This is a genomic window from Hahella sp. HN01, assembly GCF_018986435.1.
Lineage (GTDB): Bacteria > Pseudomonadota > Gammaproteobacteria > Pseudomonadales > Oleiphilaceae > Hahella.
In genome coordinates this window covers 50,214-72,680 of record NZ_JAHMIN010000021.1, presented here as the reverse complement: position 1 = coordinate 72,680, position 22,467 = coordinate 50,214, and the positions used below count along the sequence as shown (strand labels likewise).

21 protein-coding genes and 1 pseudogene are annotated in these 22,467 nt (G+C 54.1%); 3 read left to right on the top strand and 19 right to left on the bottom strand.

Going from position 1 to position 22,467, the window contains the following annotated elements; all coding sequences use genetic code 11:
• Positions 1-57 precede the first annotated feature (57 nt).
• Positions 58-2,394, top strand: a complete 2,337-nt coding sequence (gene feoB, locus KP814_RS19865) for a Fe(2+) transporter permease subunit FeoB (RefSeq protein ID WP_216738403.1) — start codon at positions 58-60, stop codon at positions 2,392-2,394.
• Entirely contained in the window at positions 2,391-2,624 is a 234-nt protein-coding gene (locus KP814_RS19860) for a FeoC-like transcriptional regulator (RefSeq protein WP_216738402.1), read from the top strand. The genes feoB and KP814_RS19860 overlap by 4 nt, the downstream gene beginning before the upstream one ends.
• 3 nt (positions 2,625-2,627) lie before the next feature.
• On the opposite strand, the gene KP814_RS19855 is transcribed toward KP814_RS19860, so the two are convergent.
• The 8 genes and pseudogenes from KP814_RS19855 to KP814_RS19820 all read right to left on the bottom strand — a co-directional run bounded on the left by KP814_RS19855 (position 2,628) and on the right by KP814_RS19820 (position 7,796).
• A complete protein-coding gene (locus KP814_RS19855; protein WP_216738401.1) occupies positions 2,628-2,963 on the bottom strand; it encodes a hypothetical protein in 336 nt (111 codons plus the stop codon).
• A gap of 127 nt (positions 2,964-3,090) precedes the next feature.
• Positions 3,091-4,257, bottom strand: a complete 1,167-nt coding sequence (locus tag KP814_RS19850) for an acyl-CoA desaturase (RefSeq protein WP_216738400.1) — start codon at positions 4,255-4,257, stop codon at positions 3,091-3,093.
• A gap of 35 nt (positions 4,258-4,292) precedes the next feature.
• Complete coding sequence (locus tag KP814_RS19845; RefSeq protein WP_216738399.1) at positions 4,293-5,435, bottom strand: ferredoxin reductase; 1,143 nt, start codon at positions 5,433-5,435, stop codon at positions 4,293-4,295.
• 110 nt (positions 5,436-5,545) lie between these two features.
• A pseudogene (locus KP814_RS33465) lies at positions 5,546-5,749 on the bottom strand (ATP-grasp domain-containing protein); the annotation flags it as partial.
• A gap of 12 nt (positions 5,750-5,761) precedes the next feature.
• Positions 5,762-6,322: a hypothetical protein gene (locus tag KP814_RS19835; RefSeq protein WP_216738398.1), complete on the bottom strand. Its 561-nt coding sequence runs from the start codon at positions 6,320-6,322 to the stop codon at positions 5,762-5,764.
• 118 nt (positions 6,323-6,440) lie between these two features.
• Positions 6,441-7,019, bottom strand: a complete 579-nt coding sequence (locus KP814_RS19830; protein WP_011397635.1) for a phosphoribosyltransferase — start codon at positions 7,017-7,019, stop codon at positions 6,441-6,443.
• A 185-nt stretch (positions 7,020-7,204) separates the two neighbouring features.
• On the bottom strand, positions 7,205-7,492 hold the full coding sequence (locus KP814_RS19825) for a hypothetical protein (protein WP_216738397.1): 288 nt from the start codon (positions 7,490-7,492) through the stop codon (positions 7,205-7,207).
• 40 nt (positions 7,493-7,532) lie between these two features.
• Entirely contained in the window at positions 7,533-7,796 is a 264-nt protein-coding gene (locus KP814_RS19820) for a hypothetical protein (RefSeq protein WP_216738396.1), read from the bottom strand.
• Between the two features lie 146 nt (positions 7,797-7,942).
• On the opposite strand from KP814_RS19820, the gene KP814_RS33460 reads away from it, so the two are divergent.
• A complete protein-coding gene (locus KP814_RS33460) occupies positions 7,943-8,128 on the top strand; it encodes a transposase (RefSeq protein WP_216738430.1) in 186 nt (61 codons plus the stop codon).
• Positions 8,129-8,171: 43 nt separating this feature from the next.
• Here KP814_RS33460 and KP814_RS19810 read toward each other — a convergent pair whose 3' ends face one another.
• The 11 genes from KP814_RS19810 to KP814_RS19760 all read right to left on the bottom strand — a co-directional run bounded on the left by KP814_RS19810 (position 8,172) and on the right by KP814_RS19760 (position 22,395).
• Complete coding sequence (locus tag KP814_RS19810) at positions 8,172-8,537, bottom strand: hypothetical protein (RefSeq protein WP_216738395.1); 366 nt, start codon at positions 8,535-8,537, stop codon at positions 8,172-8,174.
• A 417-nt stretch (positions 8,538-8,954) separates the two neighbouring features.
• Positions 8,955-9,224, bottom strand: coding sequence for a hypothetical protein (locus tag KP814_RS19805; protein WP_216738394.1), 270 nt, complete (start codon positions 9,222-9,224; stop codon positions 8,955-8,957).
• A gap of 95 nt (positions 9,225-9,319) precedes the next feature.
• Positions 9,320-9,784: a hypothetical protein gene (locus KP814_RS19800; RefSeq protein WP_216738393.1), complete on the bottom strand. Its 465-nt coding sequence runs from the start codon at positions 9,782-9,784 to the stop codon at positions 9,320-9,322.
• A gap of 174 nt (positions 9,785-9,958) precedes the next feature.
• Positions 9,959-10,792: a hypothetical protein gene (locus tag KP814_RS19795; RefSeq protein ID WP_216738392.1), complete on the bottom strand. Its 834-nt coding sequence runs from the start codon at positions 10,790-10,792 to the stop codon at positions 9,959-9,961.
• 237 nt (positions 10,793-11,029) lie between these two features.
• Entirely contained in the window at positions 11,030-14,266 is a 3,237-nt protein-coding gene (locus tag KP814_RS19790; RefSeq protein WP_253938496.1) for an EAL domain-containing protein, read from the bottom strand.
• Positions 14,267-14,315: 49 nt separating this feature from the next.
• A complete protein-coding gene (gene cheB / locus KP814_RS19785; RefSeq protein WP_216738390.1) occupies positions 14,316-15,368 on the bottom strand; it encodes a chemotaxis-specific protein-glutamate methyltransferase CheB in 1,053 nt (350 codons plus the stop codon).
• A 53-nt stretch (positions 15,369-15,421) separates the two neighbouring features.
• Positions 15,422-17,848 carry a response regulator gene (locus KP814_RS19780; RefSeq protein ID WP_216738389.1) on the bottom strand — a complete coding sequence of 809 codons (2,427 nt, stop codon included), beginning with the start codon at positions 17,846-17,848 and terminating at the stop codon, positions 15,422-15,424.
• Positions 17,849-17,961: 113 nt separating this feature from the next.
• A complete protein-coding gene (locus KP814_RS19775; protein ID WP_216738388.1) occupies positions 17,962-19,707 on the bottom strand; it encodes a methyl-accepting chemotaxis protein in 1,746 nt (581 codons plus the stop codon).
• A gap of 3 nt (positions 19,708-19,710) precedes the next feature.
• Positions 19,711-20,313, bottom strand: coding sequence for a chemotaxis protein CheW (locus KP814_RS19770; protein ID WP_216738387.1), 603 nt, complete (start codon positions 20,311-20,313; stop codon positions 19,711-19,713).
• Positions 20,314-20,354: 41 nt separating this feature from the next.
• Entirely contained in the window at positions 20,355-21,950 is a 1,596-nt protein-coding gene (locus KP814_RS19765; RefSeq protein ID WP_216738386.1) for a CheR family methyltransferase, read from the bottom strand.
• Entirely contained in the window at positions 21,925-22,395 is a 471-nt protein-coding gene (locus tag KP814_RS19760) for a chemotaxis protein CheW (protein ID WP_216738385.1), read from the bottom strand. The genes KP814_RS19765 and KP814_RS19760 overlap by 26 nt, the downstream gene beginning before the upstream one ends.
• Positions 22,396-22,467: the final 72 nt, after the last annotated feature.

Sequence of the window (22,467 nt, the reverse complement as noted above, 5' to 3'; positions counted from 1 at the left end):
GAAATACACGCAATCAGCCCGATCCCAAGCAGTTTTATTGGAGAGAGTAAGTCGATCATGGCCAGTCCGGAGCGCAACACGGAAAAATACGTCATCGCAGTGGTAGGCAACCCCAACTGCGGCAAAACCACCTTATTCAACGCGCTGACCGGCTCCAAGCAACGGGTGGGCAACTGGCCCGGCGTCACTGTGGAGCGCAAAAGCGGCCGCTTTTCATTTCAGGGCGTGGACTTTGAACTGATCGACCTGCCTGGCACCTATTCCCTCGATGTCTGCGAAGAAGACGTTTCCCTGGATGAGCAAATCGCCAGAGATTTTGTCGCCGAGCGTGAAGCGGACCTCATCATCAATATCGTCGACGCCTCCAACCTGGAGCGCAATCTTTACCTCACCTGCCAACTCCTGGAAATGAAGACGCCCTTGCTGACGGCGTTGAACATGATGGATGTGGCGGAAGAGCGCGGCCATGCGGTGGCTCACGACAAGCTCGCCAACCTGCTGGACTGCCCAGTCGTCCCTATTGTGGCTGCTTCCGGCGCCGGGCTGCCGCAACTGAAGGCGGCGATTCTGGACGCCGCGCGTCGCAAGCATATTTCCCATGCCGTCATCACCTATCCCTCCCCTGTCGCCAAAGCGCTGGACAGCCTGACTCCCATGCTGGCCGCGCACGCCGAGGGCAAATGCGATCCACGCTGGCTGGCGACGCGAATGCTGGAAGGAGACGCCTCCGCCCTGAAACTGGCGGACTCGACACTGCGCGCCAGCGTAGAGGAACTGCAAGAGGACGTGGTGCGACAGCTGGAGGACGACATCGATATCTGTCTGGCGGACGCCCGCTACGGCTTCGTTAATCAGGTAGCCAGCGCCAGCGTCAAACGCAACCATGAAGTGCAGCGCAGCATATCCGACAAAATCGACCGCGTGGTCCTGAACCGGATGCTGGGCATTCCCATATTTCTGTTCGCCATGTATTTGATGTTCATGTTCACCATCAATATCGGCGGCGCGTTCATCGATTTCTTTGATCAATTCACTGGCGCATTGTTCGTGGACGGGTTCGGCGCACTGCTGACCTCACTGGGAGCGCCGCAGTGGCTGCGTCTGCTGCTGGCGGACGGCATGGGCGGCGGCGTGCAGGTGGTGGCCACCTTTATTCCGATCATCGGCTTTCTGTATCTGTTTTTGTCCGCGCTGGAGGATTCCGGCTACATGGCTCGCGCCGCATTCGTCATGGATCGCGCCATGCGCGCCATCGGTCTTCCCGGCAAGGCATTCGTACCGCTGATTGTCGGTTTCGGCTGCAACGTGCCGGCGGTCATGGCCACCCGCACCATGGAGAAACAGCGCGACCGCATCATGACCATCATCATGGCGCCCTTTATGTCCTGCGGCGCACGTTTGTCCGTGTACGCTCTGTTCGCCGCCGCGTTCTTTCCCATCGGCGGACAAAACGTGGTTTTCGGGCTCTACATTATTGGCGTCGCCATCGCGGTGCTCACCGGTCTGGTTATGAAAACCACCCTGCTGCAGGGTCAGGCCACGCCCTTCATTATGGAGCTGCCGCCTTACCATATTCCCACGTTGAAAGGCGTTGGCATTCGCACCTGGGAGCGCACCCGGGGCTTCATGTTCCGCGCTGGCAAAGTAATCGTACCAATGGTGCTGGCCCTCAACGTGCTGAACTCCGTGGGCACAGACGGCTCCTACGGCAATGAAAACAGTAATAAGTCCCTGCTGAGCGAAATCGGCGGCGTCATCGCTCCCGCATTTGCGCCCATGGGACTGCGCGAAGATAACTGGCCCGCCGCAGTGGGCATCTTTACCGGCGTACTGGCGAAAGAAGCCGTCGTCGGCACATTGGACTCTCTGTACAGCGACCTGGCGAGAATAGAAGCGCAAGCCGCTGGCGAAGAACTGGAGCCAGCTCCCCAATTCAACTTACTGGAAAGCGTGATGGCGTCCTTCGCCACCATTCCCGCCAACCTCGCTGACGCGCTGGGTTCCTGGAGCGATCCATTGGGTCTGGATGTAGAAAGCGCCGCCCAGGAGCAAGCCGTGGACACAGACACGTTCGGCGCCATGGCGGCGAAATTCGACGGCGCGGCGGGCGCTTTTGCTTATCTGCTATTCATTCTGCTGTACATGCCCTGCGCCGCCACACTGGCCGCCGTCTATCGTGAGACCAACCTGAACTGGACGCTGTTTATCGCTGGCTGGACAACGGGCGTCGCCTACGTCGTCGCCACGGTGTTCTATCAAGCCGCCACGCTCAGCCGTCAACCTGCGCATGCCCTGACCGTTATCGGCATCATGCTGGCGAGCCTGATTGCCGCCCTGGCGGCGCTACGGTACGTCGGCGACAGGCAAAGTCCGACGCCGGCGGTGTCCCAATGATCCTGTCAGAAATACGCGACTACCTGCAAACCCACAAACGGGCCGCGCTTAAAGATATGGCCCACCGTTTCAACACGGAGCCGGACGCATTGCGGGGGATGCTTGATAAGTGGATCGCCAAAGGCCGGGTGGAAAAGCTGCCCCAAGGTACGCCCTGTAGCGGCTGCACCCAATGCGACCCTGGAGACATAGAAATTTACGTGTGGAAGGAAACGCCGCGCGTTCAGTAGGTATCAGTAATATAAATGCATCATGCCGAGCGCTTCATAACAGGATTTGGTGAAGTGCTCTTGAACCTCTTCATGCAAGGAATCCAGGTACTCACTTTCCTCATCCCCTTCCTGTACTTCCATGGCCTCGTCAACCCAGTCCTGAATCTCCCCACAAACATAAATATCCCAACAATTACTAATGCATTCCTCCGCCTGGATAGCGCCGGATCTCTCGTTGCCCGCATCAGCAACCAGCTCCCTGACTTCGTCGCCAAAATCTTCCATCATATCTTGCGCACAGGTACGAACCCGGCCCAATAACGCATCCAGGGTCTGGGAATCAATTTTTTCTAACATATCACTTACTTCTGTGTTGGGACCGAATGTTGACCAGAGATTCCTGATCTTGCTCAAAGGCTTGATTGATAACGCACTATTATAATCGATTCAACCCTGACGCACGTTCTCGAACGTTTTACCTTACTCAGGCTACCGCCAGTTTCTTGTCGCGTTCTGTCCGGCGCGCCACGATGCTCTTTGTTTTCAAAGCTGGCGGCGGCGCTGATTGTGGCGTATCACCCCTGACGCTTTTTATCGGCAGCGAATATTTCACGATACGTTTAAGCACCGAGCCGAACTGTCGCAGAAAAGGTCCGGTATTGTAGTGTTGCCCGTATTTGTCGCAGATGGCTCTGACTTTGGGAGCGATTTCCGGATAACGATGGGCGGGAATATCCGGGAACAGGTGATGCTCAATCTGATGACTGAGATGACCGCTCAGCAGGTAAAAGCGACGACTGCCCTCGATGTTACCGGAGCCATGCAGTTGCCGCAGATACCACTGTCCCCGGCTCTCATTACGGGTTTCCTCCTCGGTATAAACCCGGGTGTCCGCTGTAAAATGCCCGCAGGAAATAATCGCGTAGGCCCAGACGTTGCGTATGACATTGGCCGCCAGATTCCCCGCCAACACTTTGGGCGCGCCAATGCCCGCCAAGGCAGGAAACAACACATAATCTTTGCCGAGTTGCCTGCCCGCTTTACGCAGAAAAGGCTTTAACCGCCCCACCAGTTCCTGTCTGCTCATTTTTCCAGTCACCGCGCGCTCCAGCTCCAGTCCGAACAACGCCACGCCCCATTCGAAAGTCAGCGCCTGCGCCACGTTGTAAACGGGCTGCAGCAGGTAAATGGGCCGCCAGCGCTGCTCCGCGGTCAGGCGGGTGATGGTGTAACCAAAGTCACGGTCTTTACCGAGGATATTGGTGAATGTGTGATGCTCATAGTTATGGTAGTGCCGCCAGGCGTTGCTGGCGCATACGAGATCCCATTCATAACGTTTTGAGTTCAAGGCGGGATCATGGGTCCAGTCGTACTGACCATGCATCAGGTTGTGCCCGACTTCCATGTTCTCCAGAATTTTGGAGAGCGACAGGCAGGCCACGCCGGCGACCACGCCCAACGGCGTAAAGCTGACATGCAGCAAAACCCGTCCGGCCAGCTCTGAATACCTGACCGCGTTGATCACACCGCGGATATGGTCCACATCCCGTTGTCCCAGATCGTCAATGACTTGCTGGCGCAAGTCGTCCAGCTCTTTCTCAAATGACGCCAGTTCCGCAGGCGTTAACGCCCGACTGAGGGAATCGCGCATAACAAATCTCCTTGTTCGTACTGAATCATCAGATATCACACTTCAAGAGAGACATCGGTTATGGGAACGCAAATACACAACTGGATTTCTTCACTACCGCCGCTGGAGGCTTTGCCGGTGAGCAGATTACGAACCACGCCGGACCGTTTTCTGGCCGTACAGCTATGACAGATTCCCATCCGGCAACCACAGTGAGGTCGCAATCCTGCGGATTCGGCCACATCCAGCAGGCTCTGCCGACCGTCAGCGTCGACGGCGCAGGCGGAGCGCTCAAAGATCACACGATGGGCTGCTGTCTGCTGGGGCGCTGTTTGCTCCGGTTTGATTAAACCGCTAAATGCCCCGGTGAAGTCTTCAAAGCAGATACGCGCTTCGATGCCCTCTTCGCGCCAATGCTGTCGCAGTCGCTGCATTAATCCTTCAGGACCGCATACCAGCGTCCGTCGTTCATGGTAATCAGGAACCAGATGTTTAAGCTGATCGGGATGAAAACGCCCTCCCTGCGTATGAAGGTCTCCCCCGCCCGACGTATAACAGATATGGACCGTCAGGTCGGGGCGCCGCGCAGCGGCGGTGCGAATTTCCTCCGCAAAAATCAGTTCATCCTGAGTGCGGGCGTAGTAAATGAGCACCAGGTTCCGAGAGCGTTCTTCAAGCTCATACAACATGGCGCGAATCGGCGTAATGCCGCTGCCAGCGGCGATCAGTAACAGCGACTCAGACAGTGACGTCGGCGCAGTGAATTCTCCCTGAGCCTGACTCAGCAACAGCACATCCTGCTTCTGCAGATTCCTGTGCAACCAGGTGGAAACATGTCCGTCTTTTTTCTCTTTGACAGTGATGCGAATGCGCTGCGAATCACGCCAATCCGAAGACAGGCTGTAGCATCGCTGCTGACGTACACCGTCTATTTCAATCGTCACCATCACGAACTGACCGGGCCGAAACCCTTTCCACAAGCTGTTCGGTTGCAGGATAAAAGACTTACAGTCAGCGCTTTCTCTGACAATCTCAATGACCCGCGCCTTAACCTGACGCCCGGACCATAGGGGAGATAAATGAGAAATATAAAACTCGGTCAACTCAGCTTTGAAAAGCCCGGTTAGCCAAGTAGACGCTATGTCACGCGCAAAGCCGATACTCGGCGCAGTGGGGAGACGACGGGGAATCCATGTCATGGCGGCGTCCATATGAAGAGGTGGTCTGGCTGAGTATACCGACGCCAATACGATTTAATATACAGTTGTTCACAAATAAACGTGAGAATGTGACACGAATCTGATTATGACTACTGCGCCAACATCTTCACAAAAACGTCCAATGGCCAGTTCTTTCTGTCCGATACCTGACCGTCGCCAATCTCCACCAAGCGCATGCCCCCGTCCTGGCGAAGCGCCAGATCTATGGAATAAAACGGCGCATCAATGCGACGCGCTATTTCCCGACATAGCGCGGGAGGCTCGCCATGGGAAGAATAGGCGACGCCATTGAGGACAAAGTACCGCTACTCCGAAGCTTCGTCGTAGTCCTCCACCCGCCGCAGCGCTACGCCGCCTTCTATGCCGCCGCGATGAGAGCGGATCTGACTCACGATCTCAACCACTTCCTCCGGCGAGCGTGCAATAGAACCCTGCCCGGTCGAGTTGGATTTCACGAAGTCTTTTACAAAAAAGCGTTCCCAGCTCAAACAGGAGACCTTGTGTAGCAGCTCATCGTCGTCCGAGAAGAATCGGGTTTCCGCCGTAAAGGGCCGACAGGCTTCATACCAGCCCGGTAAATGATGACAGCGCAGGTAATTTTCAAAAGACGTTACCGGCCTCCCGCCTGTTCCCTCAATCAACTGAGTCAGCTGGCGGTAACGCTCAGGAGCAAGCATCCAACCCCGATAAAGCACCGGCTCACCCGCCCCTATTGCAGGGCGTACATCACACAGACCGTTGCCCAACGCATCAATATCAACAACGGAACAACTCACGCCAACCTGACGAAACGCCGTAAATTCTTCCAGGTAGGAATCATCTGGTTGCTGAGAGTGAAGAGGATGGGAGGGGAAAAGGAGTCTCATAAGGACGTATCCAGTGAGGCGGCGAGCAGCCCGGTTTATTGACACATCACCGGGCTACCGCATCTAAAGAAACCAACGCCTGATTTTCATTTAGCTGAAAGGCGCTCAGTCCCTCAATTTAGGAGTTTTCGCCCTCACGCAGCTTCAGCAGCTTGTCGTGAATGACCGCCAGCTCTGGCTTGTGCTCCAGAATTTCTTCCGTAGTCAGGCCGTGCAATTCGTGGGGGAAAACCAACCATTGGTCCGTCTCATGTACGAAGTAGTCAGGCACTTTGTCGGTTTTGTTGTTGGACGGCTTAAAGTATGGCGTCGCAATCTTGATGTCCGGCGTATTCTTACGGCAGGCCGCTTTCAGATCCGTCACCACCTGCTGTACGCTCAAGCCGGTGTCGTACACATCATCCACGATCAGAACAGAGTCTTCCGCATTGACGCGCTTAACCATGTAGTTCAGACCATGAACGGTAACATGACGACTTCTTTCGCCGATGCCAGTGTAGGAAGAGGTGCGGATAGCGATGTGGTCCGACTCCACGCCCAGAAAATCGAGCAGTTCCTGCACCGCGATGCCGACCGGAGCGCCGCCGCGCCACACGCCGACGATGTAGTTAGGTCGATAGCCGCTCTCGTAAATTTTCAGGCCCAGTTTGAAGGAATCGTCTAATAGCTGTTGAGCGCTGATGAAAGTCTTTTCCACAAATTAACTCCCGAATAAGCCGGTGGAAGCCCGGCGAACCATCTGAGGAAGACGTTAGGCCGGAAAAAAGGTTGCATAAAATACAGGAAATTTCGGAGAACTCAACATAATAAATCCTGTTTTCGGGAAAATGCCAGGGGTTGAGCGACGTTCACGCAAGTCGCGCGGCCTTCCCGTTAACGTCCCTATTCACTCAGGGACACTGGCAGCGTGATAGTTCTGGCCTCAAGTTCTATTCTATCGCCAGACTGCATCTCAAGGGCCAAATAATAATCCCCGTTTGTAAGCAACCTGGGACCTTCCATCGCATTAACCGAGACACTCCCGCCCCACGCCTCTCTTCTTGGAACGATCAAGCTCACAAGTCCATCCGCCACAATGAAAACATCCTCCGAGCGACTGTTTTTTAGGGTGATCGTGACAACTCCCTTTTCCCAATCGACCGCCAACGCTACCAGCGTCCAATCATGCATAAACTTTTCACCTTCGGTGGCGTATTCGAGTCAACCCCGCTCATGAACCTTGTCCCAGCCTTTTGATCACCACAAATCTATTAATCCGATCACTACTTAGCTCTCCACCAAACCCTTCCCATCCCGGAATAGCGCTAACTTCAGAAATAGAGAGATTAAAGGCCACCCTGAAATACATGATGCTTTTCATCTTAATATTTTCCTCACTCTCTTTTTCTTTTATTCGAGCCAGCATATCTGAAACTGAAGAACCAATTTCATGCATACTCTTTAACTCGTCAATCAATACTTTTTGTAACTGCATCTTGCGCCTTTTCGAGCTTTATATCAGCTCTTTAGAGGGTAGCCTTTTATAAACATATTTCGCTTCCTTCTTTGCGGTCCATGTCTCAGTAACCGCTTTTTCCAATGGTATTCCTTTAGCAGTTATCTCATTCACTTTAGCCAAGCCTGTTCCTGCCGCCTTACTCCCCTGAACTCAATCCAGATGAGTCCGTGTGGAGCTACATGAAACATCAGCGATTGAGAAAGATGAAGGTTGCAGGTCCAGACCAATTAAGAAAGATAGCTTTAAAAATCCTTCGGAGCATAAAAAGAACACCATCATTGATTCAAAGTTTATTTAAGCATCCATAATTTAAATATATTATAATTTAGTGATCGAATGATTATTTACGGGTTAGCAACTGCTTTCGAGCTTTCTTCTACTAATCCATCCATGAAACGATAACACAAACATTGAAAAACTGGCCGCTAACAACAACCTTTCAGCAAGCCCCTCATAGACATTAAAAAAAACAAATATAAAGAAGGTCGTTGCAGCTTGTATTTTGTCTGCTTTAGAGGTCTTTGAATATACATTTACAAGACTAACCCCATATGCAAGCCTGACCATTACCAGATAAATTAGTGTTAGTGCGCTCCAGGTAACAGCATGCCTAATCTTCTCAAAACTTATCATTGAGAGAAGAAAGTATCCTGCTATGACAAGCAGAAACACTAACACTTCCTTTAAAGCAACTCTTTCATTCTTCATATTTTTCACAGACTTCCAAGCACATTGGACTTAACATCAATACAACCAGACCAACTTTCAACCAAAAGAGTCGCCGCTCGCTATATATAATTCATCTCACCACAGAATTGACAAGCAAACTTTCTTCCTGACACACACTCACCGTAGGCCTTTAACGGATCATGATGCCGCCGATCAAAAAAGGGTATCCAGCCGCAGTTAGCACACTTTATAAATATACTTGTAAACAGGAACAATGTACTCATAATAAATCCACAAAAGAAAAACACTTCTTCAATAAAACTATAACACTCTCCCTCAAAAAAGCACATCACCAATACAATCCCACCGTAAAACACCCATTGCAAGCTGAATGCAATAGGCGCCAACAGCATAAGGCCTTTCGATATACCACTCATATACCAACTCGAAAAAAGTCATTCACCATTAGCTTTCGCTATCTATAAAAATAAAGTCGCTAATTTCCTTAATCTTATAAAAGTGTTTTTCTTGGATTTCTGTAGCTGTAAACAGTAGAGGAGATATAATCCAAGACGCTACAATCAACTTCTTCTCGCCTCCACTCGTAACGAGCAATGCTTCCACTCGCTCTTTAAAAATCCCTGCATTATTAACGGAGATTACACCAAAATCTTTTACAACACTTTCTTTCTTTAATTTAAATAATCGCAGCCGAATTCTTTTCACGATACTCATCACTTCTACTCCTTACATAATTCCGATACAGACAAACATCTCCATACAGTTGCGTAAAGCGGAACATCCGTATGAAGCTCAACTTTCGCGCTTTATTATTCATACCAAAATAGAGGAGCATCTCCAGCATGTGATAAATTCACACAGTAATTTGCATCTGCTCCTTGTAGGTTATATCTCTTATCTGAAAGCCACTTTACGAGCTTAATAAATATTTCCTTCCCCAACTCGTCATGGGGTAAATGCACCCATGCCAAAAGCCTCCCATAACTATACTCGAGAAATCTAGCAGCGCTCTCACTATCGTTAAGGTCTGGCGACAGCCCTCTCTGAATACAAAAACTCTTAAAATTACTCTCTTTTAGCTCTTTCTCTTGCATAGAGATGGAAAGGTTCTCTACATCTATGTTATTTGGCGAGAAATCGTGTCCGACTATAAAGTCAATCGAAGACGGAAGCTCCTTCTTTAGTAATTTTTCTATTTCCAAACCTTGAGTGGCGTTGCAACAACCTCCCGGCTGGCTCCATATTTCCAGCTCAAAAATAGCCTGAAGATCCATATTGCTCTCTATTTCCACCATCAAATTTTAATATCAACAACGTTAAAATAGGCAACGCACAAGAACTTAATGTTTCATTTTGACAGGAGCCTGCAACAACAGAATTTCGTACAGTTATTATTTAAAACAGCATTTGATATGGATATAGACCCCATAAAAAACCAGTTTAAACCTTTATTTCGAGCCATTAATATTTATCTTAATTTCTGGAAACTCACCAAACTTCTCGTTCATCTCTTCCTTAGCTTCAACCCAATGACCTTCACTGTTCTTCAGTGATATTTTCGCTATCTTAGTCTTTTTCTCTTCTAGCAGTGTATCCAATTCAATTGCAACCAGTCTCACGTATCTCACTTCTTCCGGTGAGTCTTTCATTATCAGTTCCTTAACCACTGCTATCGCCTCAGCGCCGACTATATCGCGATCATCTACAAAGTTCAGCGTTGTCCTATAAATAACATGTACTAATTCCGGCCTTGTTTTATCCCGATATATATTGTCAATATAAACAGGTCTCCCGCTTTCCAATATATCAACCATGCCGCCATTCTGGACGCCAAACAGTCTGGCGAAGACACGCCTCGCTTCGTCTATGTTCTCAGGGCTAATCGCTGGCCCCAAAGCGACTCTGTATGGCTTTACTTCGCCAGATAACCTCCCCTCTTCCACGTACATTCCAGCCTTGCCCAAGATGCTTGAATCACATTCAAAGTAATACCTGGAGGTCTCTGAGAGACTATCGACAATATTGTCAGACTCTAGAATGAGATAAATATACTCTGAATTTTCTGTAGGCCTGCAATTAGAGACTCCTCCCCAGCTCTGAAGAAGCGTTTTAATATCCCAGCTCATCCTTAACTTTTTCTTTGCTTTATCTTTCGGTCTGTAGTGCATCAATTGAACCGCTTCAGTCTCTGGAGCAGCTTGAAACATGCGCACAAATTCGGTTACGTCAGCCTTCGCCGTCACGCAAATCATCATTAGAAAGGTACAAACAAACTTTTTCATTTCGTATCTCTATACAACTTAGGGGGTGAGCATCAGGCTGATCGGACCGGCCAAGTTTGAACGTAGCGTTCAAGATTGCGGTGAAACGAGCATTGTCCGCGGCGGGATGTTAGTTCAGTTTCGGGCTCAGGCCAAGCATCGTAACAGAACTGGCTTATTGCTGACGTGCAGCAGGCGCGATACGTCAGCGCTATTGAAACACACTGCGCTGACGTACCTCATTGTTTTAAATCTATATCAACTCCCACTCCGCAATATATCCAACTGTTCTCTCAACATCTGGTTTTCCCGCGCCAGGTCGCTTTCGCGGAAGGCTTGTTTTACGTTTTCCCGGAGGTGTTCCGAGTTCCAGGGTTTGGTGATGAAGCGGAAGACGGCGCCTTCGTTGATGGCTTCGAGGACTTCTTTGAAGCCGCTGTAGCCGCTGAGCACCATGCGGACGGTTCCGGGGTGGATGGCTTTGACTTTGCGCAGCAGGTCTACGCCTTTAATTTCCTTCATGCACTGGTCGGTCACGATGACGTGCATTTCGTGGGCGGCGAGAAGGCGCAAGGCTTCCGTCGTGGTGCGGGCTTCAAAGATGTCGTAGCCTTCGTGGCCAAGTTCACCGCAGACGGCGCGTAAAATGGTTTCGTCGTCGTTGACGATCAGTATTCTTCTGGCTTGCGGGCCGTCTTCAATTTCCTTGCGTTTTTTCCCCCACAAATGATCTTCCTGCAGGAAGTGCATGCAGGCGGCGACAGGTAATGGCGGCGAGTAGAAGTAGCCCTGGATGAGGTCACAGCCGGCGCGCACCAGGAAGCTGTATTGCTCGACGGTTTCCACGCCTTCCGCCACGATTTTGATGCCCAGGGTTTTGCCCAGGCCAATGATGGCGCGGATGATGGCGGCTTCCTGCGGATCATCGGTGACATTACGCACAAAACTCTTATCGATCTTGAGCTGATCGAAAGGAAACATCTTGAGGTAACTCAGGGAGGAGTATCCTGTGCCGAAGTCATCCATAGACAATTGCACGCCCATGGCCTTGAGTTGGGTCATGGTGCGCAGCGCCTCTTCCGTGTTGTGCATGACCATGCTTTCCGTCACCTCAATCTTGAGGCAACCGGGCTCAACACCGGATTCCTGTAACACTCTGCGGACCAGTTCAACACAATTAGCGTCCTGGAACTGCCGCGATGACAAGTTGATCGAAACGGGAACGAGCTGCTGTTTCTGATCCCGCCACAGCTTCAATTGCAGACAGGCGGCCCGCAACACCCAGGCGTCTACACTGGTGATCAGGCCGGTTTCTTCCGCGATGGGAATAAATTCCAGAGGCGGCACCATGCGGTCGCCCTTGCGCCAGCGCACCAGCGCCTCCAGTCCGACCGCGCCGCCGCCATGAGGGTCCAGTTGCGGTTGGTAGTACAACTCCAACTCGCCATTTTCGATGCCGCGCCGCAGGTCCTGCTCCATTTGCACCCGTTTTTGGATCGATTCATTCATTTCCTGGGTATAACTGCAGATACGATTACGTCCTCGCTCCTTGGCCTTGTACATGGCCGTATCGGCGTTCTTAAGCAGCGTAGAGGCATCTTCGCCGTCTTCCGGATACTGGCAGACGCCAATGCTGGGTGTGACCAGAATGTCTTTATCTTTCAGACGACGGGGTTGCGACACCAGTTGTTGTATACGGTTCAACATCAGTCCTAAAGGATGATCGTGATCCTCTTTATTCATCAGAATGACAAACTCATCGCCGCCCAGCCGCGCCAGCGTATCACCCTCCCGCAGGCAACTGCGCAGTGATTCCGCCACCTCTTTTAGCAACTGGTCGCCGGTCTCATGGCCCATGCTGTCGTTGATGTATTTAAAATTATCCAGGTCGAACACCGCCAGGGCGAAGCCCTTTTCGCGCCTCGCCCCAAAGGCGATAGCCTGTTGAATACGATCATCGAGAAGGTTGCGGTTGGGCAGTCCGGTGAGATTGTCGTAGTTAGTCTTGTATTCCAGTTGTTCCTGGTACTGAATGGACTCCGTCACATCGTTCATAATGGCGACAAAGTGAGTGACCTCGCCTTTAACATCCGTGACCGGAGAGACTTTCAATTCATTCCAGAACAACGTGCCGTCCTTACGGAAGTTCTTCAACAAGGCGTAGCCTTCAGTATTGGATTTGAGCGCACGTTTGATATTCGCCACGCCCAATTGACTGGTTTCTTTGCCGAGCAGGAACAGAAAGTTTCGTCCCGTGACATCTTCCAGGTTGTAACCGGTAATACGCTCAAAAGCCGGGTTAGCATATACAATGGGATGCTCAGGGTCGCTTTTATCTGCGATGATAATGGCGTTAACGCTCGCCTCTATCGCGCGATTGCGCAGCTTAAGTTGTTCCTGCGCCCTTTCTTTTTCCAGCATTTCTTCTTTCAGGGCGAATGTACGCTGCTCCACCAGACTTTCCAGACTGTCAAACAACCTTGCCCGGCCCAAGGCGACCGAAAACTGATGCCCCAGGGATTGCAACGCCCGCAAAGGCTCCTCCACCCAGCGCTCGCCCCGGGTGCGGGCGACGTTGAGCAAACCAATCAACTCCCCGCCCAACAATAGCGGAATCGTAGCATGATGATTACCGACGAAACTCCCCTTCATCGCGGGACAATCGGCGATATCCACCGCGCTGGTCAGCCCATCGTTGAGAACCCCGTGCCGGCAGGGACATTCACGGCTGCATGTATCCAGCTGGTCTGCGTTGATGGAGCCGCTGCGAAAGCCCGCCAACTTCCAGCCACCCTCGCCTGCATCCGGGTCCACCAGCAATAGCCACGAGGCGACCACATTCGGGAACGACAGCACCTGCCCCAGCCCTTGCTCAATGGTGTCACTTTCCGTGCTGGCTGCGCTCAAGCCCGCCGTAAAATGAAACAGACTGTTGATCAGCGAGTGAGTATGACTCAGCTCTTCATGCTTGGCTTTCAGCTCCCGGTTGAGACGAATGCCCTCTTCGTAGGTGGAGATCAGCAGATCAAGAATCTGCTGGCGGGCGGAGTTAATGAAGTGGCGCTCTCCATCCAGAATAATTTCGATGCCCATCTTCACCCGCTGGTGATCTCGGTGCTCCAGATTTGCCAGGAAGTAACGGATGCGCGACAGCAGATACTTCTCATCATAGGGCTTGGTGATGAAGTTATCCGCGCCGGCGATCAGCCCCTGCACCACATCTTTCGGGTCGGTGAGCGTGGTGACCAGAATGACCGGAATGGACTCCGTCTTGGGGTCCGACTTGAGCGTCCGGCATAAAGTGTAACCGTCCATTTCCGGCATCATGATGTCGCTCACGATGATGGTCGGTCTGCGTTCAGCTATGCATTTCAGGGCCTGTACGCCGTTCTCCGCAACCGTGACGGAGCAGCTATTCTGCTCCAGCAGCATTTGCAGTTGCAGGGCTTGAGTCAGGCTGTCTTCGACAATGAGAATTTCTGTTCCTGTTAACATCACTTCAACTCTCTTGTTGTAATCTCCGCGACCTTGTTGCATACACAAATCAGACGCAGCTTTGTACCGGTAGTTCGTTTAGTAGCGCCGCAATGCGCAGGGGACTCAACACATGCCGGGCTGCGCCCAGCTTCACCGCCTCCCCAGGCATGCCGTTCACTACGACCGTGGCGGGGTCCTGCGCAATGGTAAGGGCTCCCAGCCGATGCAGTTCCGCCATTTCCGCAGCGCCGTCGCGCCCCATCCCCGACAGCAACACGACCACCGCGTTCCTGCCGAAGTTTTTGGCGACGCTGCTGAACAGATGCGACACGGACGGGCAAAGCGTCTCGTCGCGATTACCATTCACCAGACTGATGCGACAGGATCGGTCCACCTCCATATGGCAACCGTCCGGCGCCAGATAAACCCGTCCCCGCTCAGCGCGCTCGCCGAATTCGCCAATGCTGACCGGGAGCGCCGACACCTGGTTGAGCCACTCGCAAAAGCTGGTCAGAAAGCCAGGAGATATGTGCTGCACCACCAGCACCGGACAAGGTGTATCCCGCGACATCCCATGCAGCAGCTCCTTTAACGCCACCGGACCGCCTGTAGAGGCGCCAATTGCGATCACGCCCGGCTGTATGCCCTCGTGATCCTGATCCAGCCCCACGGAGGGAGGCGGCCGTGACGCGACGCGCTTTTCTTCGCGGCGATACCGTCTAACTACCTTGACTTCGCTGATGAGGCGGATGGTCCTCACCAGACTTTCCGCATCCCGCTCATAATCCGGGTGGCCGGGGCCCTGCGGCTTCGGCGTAACGGTAATAGCGCCAGCCTCCAGTACCTGCATGGCGGTCACTGCGTCTCCTAGGCTGTAACTGGCGGTCACCACCACGATTGGCGTCGGATATTCCTCCATAATTCTTCGCGACGCTTCCAACCCGTCCATGACCGGCATGTGAATGTCCATAGTGATCACATCCGGTTTGCGCTTGGCGATGCTGCGCAGCGCTTCCGCGCCATTCGACGCTTCACCGATCACCCGCATGCCGCCTTCTTCAATGATGTGGCGCAGCAACTGTCTGATAACAGGCGAGTCATCCACTATCAACACATCCATCGTTGTCACCTCTTCTCCGTTGTCGACGGGCCATCCTGCGCCCGCCCCTGTAATCAGAGCAACTGGCGGATAATTTCCAGCAAATTGGCCTGATCAAAACCGCTTTTTACGATATAGGCGTTAGCGCCCGCCTCCATGCCCCGCTCTTTGTCCTCAGGGCTCTGCAAGGCGGTGACCAGCACCACCGGCAACTCCGCGAAGCGGCGGTCAGCGCGCACCTTCGCAGTCAATCCAAACCCATCCAGGCGAGGCATTTCGATATCCGACACCATGAGGTCGAACGCCCCGTGCTTTAGCGCTTCCCATGCGTCAACGCCATCGTTGGCGGTTACGGCTTCATAGCCGGCGCTTTCCAGAATGGTTTTCAATAATCCCCGCGACGTGACGGAGTCTTCCGCAATTAAAATGCGCTTGCGCCGACGCAGCTCCTCCATGTCCCCCACCTGGAGCGGCGCGGAATCCGTATTGCAGGCGCTTTTATAGAGATCAAACGGATGCAGGATAGGCACGATGCGACCGTCCCCCATCTGCGTGGCGCCGAGAATATTGCGCACGCGCAATAGCTGCGACCCCAACGGTTTGATAATCACTTCGTGATCGCCGATGACCTCATCCACCATCAGACCAAAGCGGTCGCCGTTGACGTTCATCACCGCCACTTGCGCGCAGACGCCCTTGTCCGGCGCGGAAACGGAGGTCGTCAGTCCGAGAATATCCGACAGCCGCCACAGCGGATTGGCTTCGTTATGCAAGGTAAAGGACAGCCGGTTCTCCACGCTTTTAATTTCTTCCTGGGGCAGACGCAGCACCCGCTCCACCGCCTGCGCTGGAATCGCCATCAACTGGTCTTCCACCCGCACCAACAACGCCCGGTAGGTCGCCATGCTGGTCGGCGCCTGCAGCGTGATGGTGGACCCGCTTCCGGGCGTCGTTTCCAAGAGAATGCGGCCGCCCAGGCGCTCGACTTTCTCGCGAACGATGGCCAGCCCCAAACCGCGTCCGGACAGGTCCGTTATGATGCTGCTGGTGGACACACCGGAAGAGAACGCCAGTTGCGCCGCGTCTTTGTCGCTCATCGCGGCGGCTTTGTCTTCATCCAATACTTTCTGAGCGATGGCTTTAGCCTTCAGCTTGGCGGGGTCGAAACCCAGTCCGTCATCGCGAATTCGCACCTCAAACAGGCCGGCGTTCTCCTGCATGAAATCCAGTTCGATTTGCGCACATTCCGGCTTGCCCATCTCACGGCGACGCGCAGGCGTCTCCACGCCATGATCGACAGCGTTGCGCAACATGTGTTGTAGCGGACTCTTCAACTCATCCAGCACGCGTTTGTCCACTTGCAGGCTTTCTCCCGAGTAGCGCATCTGTACTTTTTTGCCCAGGGAATCCGCAATCTCCTGCACCATAGCCGGCAGGCCTTCCACTAACACAGAACAGGGCAACAGCAGTACCGCCTGCATCTGCGCATGCATGCCGTCCGCCACTGTAGCCACGCCTCTGGCGACTTTTTCGGAGGTTTTCGCTAACTGACTGAGCCGGTATTCCCACTGCCCAAGGAAGTCTGACGCCCAGGCGCTGAAATCAATCAGGGTCTGCTGTTCTCGCTCTATCGATAACAGCAGCTGGTCGTGACTCGCCTGCCGTTCTGCTTCGTGCTCGATATGCGTACGCAACTGACGGGCGGCAGTGGTGATTTCGTGGCGATGCTTACGCCATTCCGTGAATCCGGCTACCGCTTCTTTCAACATTAAACAGGCTTGCGTCGCCTCCAGCTTGGCTTGCTGCAAGTCCTCGACCTGATACATCAGCTCATCCAGATGTTCCGCCTTGATACGCAGCATGCCTCCGCTTCCCGCCAGCCCGGTCAGCTCTGCTGGCCGCTGTCGCAGCGTTGGCTGGGTGGTCTCATCCGACGATGCAGCTTCGTTTGTCTGCGCAGCCTCTTCCTCTGACAGATCAGAAGAAACTGTAGGGGTAATGGGAGTGGTTTCAATTTGAGGAGGGATGTCTTGGGGTTCTTCCTGTACGGGCGGAGGCTCAGCGTCGCTCGACGCCGAGTCCTGAGCCAAACTCTCAGTGGGAGCCGAGCCCGCCAAATCCTCGCCCCGTTCAATGCGTCGGCAAAAGTCCGAAAGTTGATCATTAGGGATGGCTGCCGCGTCCGCCATTAACTGTCGCAACAGACCATGACACTTTCGGTTGACGCTGAGCTGCGTCTCGCTGACGCCAGCGCCGCTGCGTTTGATATCGGCGAGCAGGGTTTCCCAGGCCTGACAGAGTTTCTCCACGGCTCCCAGGGATACCGCCCTGGCGGCGCCTTTCAGGCTATGCACTTCCCGGAATACGCTTTCCACCAGCGCGGCGTCATAGGCGTCAGCAGGCATGGCGAAAGCATCCGCCAGAATCCGCATGCGATCGCCGGCTTCCATCCGGAAAGCCTCCAGCAACCGCTTCTTCAGCGCCTCATTTCTGTCCTGCATACTTCTTTCCACCCTGCATGGCCGACGGAAAACTCCGTTCCGCTATGTCGCCTAAACTTCCGCCACGAAAAAGTCTTTTCCAAAGCTTCAACTCAGCGCGCCCCCAGTGTTGCTCAGGCATTGAACTGCGCAATCCGGTTCTGCATGCGCAACCCCAATTGATGCAGATTGCGCGCCGCCTGTTCCGCCTGCTTGGTGCCCTCCACATTGTCCTGGCTGGCCTTCTTGATGCTCTCCATGGCGCTCGCCACCTGGTCCATTCCCACCAGTTGCTGCTGGCTGGAGGCTGCAATCTGTAGCGCTGCGCCTGACGATTCTTCAATACTGTCCGTCAGCATGCGAATGGCGTCTCCTGACAACTGGGCCTGTTGGTAACCGCCATCCACCGCCTTGCTGCTTTGCTCCGCCACCATAACGGCCTTATTCATGGCCCGCTGGATATCATTAAGGATATTGCGCACCTGACCGGTGGCTTGTTTAGACTGATCCGCCAGGGTTTTCACTTCCTGCGCCACCACTGAAAAGCCGCGCCCCTGTTCGCCGGACTTAACCGCTTCAATAGACGCGTTTACGCCCAAAAGGTTGGACTGTTCCGCCAGATCGTTAACCGTGGCGACGATCTCCGCAATAGCCTGACTCTGCTCACTCAGGCGCACGATGCTTTCCGCCACGGCGTGCATCTGCTGCCGGATCTGGCTCATGCTGCCCTGGGTCGCCTCCACCGCTCTACGTCCGTCCTGGGACACCTGCAGGGTGCGTTGCGCGGCTTCGGTGACATGCTTGGCTTTCTGGTTGGAGACGCTCGCCGTCTGTTTGACTTCTTCCACGGTGGTGGTGATTTCGCTGATGGCGGTGGCGGTTTCCTGGGCGCTGGAGGCGACCTGCCCGGTTGACGCCATAATTTCCCGGCTGGCGGTGGAAAGCACCGCCACCCCTTCTTTCAGGTCTGCAGTGAGGCTCTGCAAATTGCCGATCATGGCGGAAAACGCATTGCCTAAAATGTCACGCTCGGAACGCGGCGTGACCGTCACGGTCAAATCTCCCTTGGCGATGGCTTCGGAAGTTTTCGCCAGTTCGCGCAGATTTTCCCCCATACGACTGAAGGCCTGACTCAGCATGCCCACTTCGTCTTCCCGCCTTTCGAACTCCCTGCCGTACATCAGGTCTCCCTCCGCAATCTGTTCCGCCCATTGCGTCAAATCAGACAGAGGGCCTGCAATTGATCGAGAGGTCAACCACACGACGGCCGTCATTAGCGCGAGTATGGCGGCAATGACGACCATAATGGTCTGTCGCTGCCCTTCCACCGTGGCTTCAGACTGAGCCAGCGCCTGTTGAATACTGTGCTCGCCCAAGTTGATAATCCGATCGCCCAGTTCTCGTATCTGGCCGATGCGCTCCGCCTGCTCATTGGTCAATATGGTCGCAGCAGAGTCAAAGTCGCCGGACGCAATCAAGGGAATGATCGTTTTCTCCCTGGCGCTGGCGAAGGCCATCCACTGATCCCGCAGCTTATGCAGCAAATCCTGAGCTTCACTGGCGCGCACCGCAGCGCCGTTAAGTTCGCCCAGCAGCTTTTCCCCTTGCAGACTGCTGCGCTTCACCTCATCCAGCAACCCGCCTCCCGCGCCACGTTGCACCACCATTTTCAACATCAACGCCCGGTTCTCGTTGATATTGATCATTAAGTCCTTGATGCGCATGTGCTGGGTGAACTGTTCATCGAAAATTTGCTGCTGCGACTGATGAATCTGCTGCAGCCCCTGAAAAGCAATGATCAAGGCCCCCACAACAATTACTGCAATGAAGCTGAAAGCCAGAATCAGCTTGTTGGCGGTCTTCAGGTTGCGATAGAACATATCCTATATCCTGTCGTTGACGATCAGTCGGGCGTCGTGAAGTAACTTGTACGCATCCAGCACCGCCCAGTGGGAGGGGGTCACCCCCAGCAGATACTCTTTGCGCACGCCGCTCAGGTGTTCAAGCCGGGTGTTCAGGCGCTTTCGTGACAATACGCGAATGCCGGCGACCCGGTCGGTCAACAGTCCAAATTCACGGCCTTCCTGGGACAACACAACGACAGAGTTACGATCCGAAAGGCCTTTCAACGGCAGATCGAAAAACACGCGAAGGTCTAACACTGATACGATGCGCCCACGCACGCCGATCACTCCCAATACATAAGGAGGCGTACAGGGAATGGGCGTCGGCGGCTTCAGCGGCACGACTTCCGCAATAAACTCCGGCTCCAGGGCGTAGATTTCCTGAGCCAGCTCAAACACCAGCGCTTCCATACGATCCGACTCGTCTTCTTCCTTCTCCGGCTCCGCCAACTCCCGCGCACGCTCCTGCAGCCGCGCTCTGGCGGAATCCGGCGAGGGATTGAATTCATTCGCCAGAAACTGCTCCACCTGCTGCAGATTACGTTTTAACGCTTCCCAGTCGGTGTATGTTGAACCTTTCAACTCTGCTCTCCTTCCTTACAATCCTTCGGGCGCAATGCGTTTCACTTGATATCGCCGGCGATATCGTCAAACGCCCCTCGCACCAGTTCCAGCAGGTCTCCCGCCGTCAGTCCTTCCCCTTCCTCCAGTGGCTGCTCCGGCGCCACGGACGCCAGCAGCTCCCTACAATTTCGTAAACAGCGCACAGCGCGCTCAGGTTGGCCCAATCGCAGACACAAAATGCCGCTGAGATAGTGAGCCATAATGAAATCCGGTTGCAGATAGATCACCCGGGTCAACGCCTCCAACGCCTGGCGACGTTCGGAACGCCCAATATGCAGAGACGCCAGCAGCCAATAGGCGGCCGGCTGTAAACGATCCAGCCGAATCGCCTGATTGGCCCAGTCTTCCGCATCCTGCAAACGATTACGGTTAGCGTGGCTGCGGGCGATGAGAATAGCGGCGTCCGCCTGCTGACGCAGCGACAGGCCTGCGCGAGCGGTAAAGCGTTGCAAGTGTTGCACGGCGGAATCATAGTCGCCTTCGCTATAGGCCTCTTGTCCCCGGAGCCAGTCATTGTCCGCATCGGAGGCCTGCTGCTCTCGCGAGACGACTTTCTTTTCCGGAGTATTTGATACAACAGACGCCGCCACCGAGATATCCACGGCGGTGGCGCGCCAGGCGTGCTGCTCAATCCGTCCCGAAAGCGCATTCGCCGCTTGCGGGCTTGGGTAGGCGGGCTCTGATGGGGCTTCACGCAATCGCGGTTCATCTCCCTGCCGCCGCAGACATACCGCTTCTGGCCAGTTGTGCACTTTCTTGCCCGCCCATTGGCAGATCACACTTTCCACTGGCGATAACAGCAACACCCCGCCCGGACTCAGGGAGCGCTGCAAACGATCCAGCACCGCCGCCGCCTGCGAAGGGGAGAAATACATCAGCACGTTGCGACACAAGATCACGTCACAGTCGCACAGTCCTCGTTTCTCGTCGGGAAAAACCGACTGCGCCAGATTCAATTGAAAGAATTCGACACGCCGCCGGAAGCGATCATGAATCGTCCACTGATTGGCGCCGCTCTGACTGAAATAGCGGGCGCGCCACTGCGGGTCGACCTGTCGAAACGACCAGGCGCTGTAACTGCCGCTTTGCGCTTTCTCCACAAACTCCGCCACCAGATCCGTGGCCATCAGGTCAACCTTCCAATCACGCATGTCGGGCAGCAAGCCTTCCAACAGAATCGCAAGGCTATAGGCTTCCTCGCCGCTACAGCAGCCTGCGCTCCAGATGCGCAAACGTTTCTGGCCATTGCGGCGACGTTGATCCAGCAAAGGAATAAGAAAGTGATGAAACAGATGCTGATAACAGGCGGGATCGCGTAAAAAATAGGTCTCGCCCACCGCCAGCTCTGTAGCCAGTCGAACTTTTTGCGCTGCGTCGATCTGGTCATACAGCAGCGCGCGGGCGAAGGCGGCGGGCTCATCGTAGCCAAGGTCCAGGGCGGCCAGTTTGAGATGCCGCTCCAGATCGGACCAGCGTTCCTGAGGATAATGCAGTCCCCATAGCTCGTTGATCTTCCACTGGCAGGCCGACAACAGGTCAGGGCTGAGAGCATTGGGCAGGGTCACGGCGTCACTCATCATGCTCAGCAAGCGCATACGCCAGTTCCTCTTTTTCCCTGAGGTTGAGCAAGGTGTCTGGATCGTTGATATAAAGCACGCCATCAGGCAGGCAGACGACGCCCTTCAAGACCGGAGGTCGCTCCGGAATCTCTGCGCCGTCCAACATGCTGGAGCGAGGAAATACACTGACGCCGTCAACGCTATCGCAGGTCAGAATCAGGTCCATGGCGTCGGCGCTCACCCACAGGAAGCGATCCTCCAGCGCCGTGGCCCGCGATGGCAATCCCAGACGTAATCGCAGATCCGCCACCGGCACCGGGCGACCGCGCATATTCAATACGCCGCATATCACCCTCGGCCCTGATGGCAACGGATTGATCGCCGCCGCTCTGAACACTTTCCTGACTCGCGCCAATTCAACTGCGTAAGGCCTGTCGTCCAAACGAAAGACCAGCAGCTGAATGTCCTCCCCGCCCTGCATAGCAATTCTCCCTGCACTGTCTTATCAACAATAGACCTCTCCAGGCGTATTTACCAAACCCGGAACGCGCGT

Excerpts from the sequence above, each read along its gene's own strand:
- cheB (WP_216738390.1), bottom strand. The coding sequence starts at position 15,368 with ATGGATGTGTTGATAGTGGATGACTCGCCTGTTATCAGACAGTTGCTG.
- feoB (WP_216738403.1), top strand. The coding sequence starts at position 58 with ATGGCCAGTCCGGAGCGCAACACGGAAAAATACGTCATCGCAGTGGTA.
- KP814_RS19820 (WP_216738396.1), bottom strand. The coding sequence starts at position 7,796 with ATGCAGTTACAAAAAGTATTGATTGACGAGTTAAAGAGTATGCATGAA.
- KP814_RS19850 (WP_216738400.1), bottom strand. The coding sequence starts at position 4,257 with ATGCGCGATTCCCTCAGTCGGGCGTTAACGCCTGCGGAACTGGCGTCA.
- KP814_RS19775 (WP_216738388.1), bottom strand. The coding sequence starts at position 19,707 with ATGTTCTATCGCAACCTGAAGACCGCCAACAAGCTGATTCTGGCTTTC.
- KP814_RS19825 (WP_216738397.1), bottom strand. The coding sequence starts at position 7,492 with ATGCATGATTGGACGCTGGTAGCGTTGGCGGTCGATTGGGAAAAGGGA.
- KP814_RS19835 (WP_216738398.1), bottom strand. The coding sequence starts at position 6,322 with ATGAGACTCCTTTTCCCCTCCCATCCTCTTCACTCTCAGCAACCAGAT.
- KP814_RS19845 (WP_216738399.1), bottom strand. The coding sequence starts at position 5,435 with ATGACATGGATTCCCCGTCGTCTCCCCACTGCGCCGAGTATCGGCTTT.
- KP814_RS19790 (WP_253938496.1), bottom strand. The coding sequence starts at position 14,266 with ATGTTAACAGGAACAGAAATTCTCATTGTCGAAGACAGCCTGACTCAA.
- KP814_RS19860 (WP_216738402.1), top strand. The coding sequence starts at position 2,391 with ATGATCCTGTCAGAAATACGCGACTACCTGCAAACCCACAAACGGGCC.
- KP814_RS19765 (WP_216738386.1), bottom strand. The coding sequence starts at position 21,950 with ATGCGCTTGCTGAGCATGATGAGTGACGCCGTGACCCTGCCCAATGCT.
- KP814_RS19780 (WP_216738389.1), bottom strand. The coding sequence starts at position 17,848 with ATGCAGGACAGAAATGAGGCGCTGAAGAAGCGGTTGCTGGAGGCTTTC.
- KP814_RS19795 (WP_216738392.1), bottom strand. The coding sequence starts at position 10,792 with ATGAAAAAGTTTGTTTGTACCTTTCTAATGATGATTTGCGTGACGGCG.
- KP814_RS19800 (WP_216738393.1), bottom strand. The coding sequence starts at position 9,784 with ATGGATCTTCAGGCTATTTTTGAGCTGGAAATATGGAGCCAGCCGGGA.
- KP814_RS19855 (WP_216738401.1), bottom strand. The coding sequence starts at position 2,963 with ATGTTAGAAAAAATTGATTCCCAGACCCTGGATGCGTTATTGGGCCGG.
- KP814_RS19760 (WP_216738385.1), bottom strand. The coding sequence starts at position 22,395 with ATGCAGGGCGGGGAGGACATTCAGCTGCTGGTCTTTCGTTTGGACGAC.
- KP814_RS19805 (WP_216738394.1), bottom strand. The coding sequence starts at position 9,224 with ATGAGTATCGTGAAAAGAATTCGGCTGCGATTATTTAAATTAAAGAAA.